Source organism: Psychrobacter sp. TB20-MNA-CIBAN-0197, assembly GCF_040309765.1.
Classification (GTDB): Bacteria; Pseudomonadota; Gammaproteobacteria; order Pseudomonadales; family Moraxellaceae; genus Psychrobacter; species Psychrobacter submarinus.
The window spans coordinates 1-270 of the sequence record NZ_JBEOPC010000630.1 but is presented as its reverse complement, the minus strand read 5'-3'; the positions used below and the strand labels follow the sequence as shown (position 1 = coordinate 270).

The following is a 270-nucleotide window of genomic DNA, read 5'->3' as shown; positions in this document are numbered from 1 at the left end:
CCATAACAAGCATTAACGTGTTCATAGCAAGGTTACTAATAAAGTAATCAATATAGTGTGGGTTATATAATTCAATAAACTGTGCTGTATCGCGGTAAATTATTTCATCGGGTACGCTAGATATAACAAGTAAGGTAATCACAGCCGACAACAAGGTAAATGCAAACCCTCTTTTTAAAAGTACGTTGCTATCACTTTCTAAATATTTAATAACAAACCAGCCAGATACACCGTAAACAAATAAAATATCACCGGCCCAAAGTAAAAAAC

General features: G+C 33.7%; 1 protein-coding gene. It reads right to left on the bottom strand.

All coding sequences use genetic code 11. The features are described from left to right. The coding region (locus AAEY83_RS15280; RefSeq protein ID WP_351060250.1) for a DUF418 domain-containing protein at positions 1-270 on the bottom strand (270 nt) is incomplete at both ends.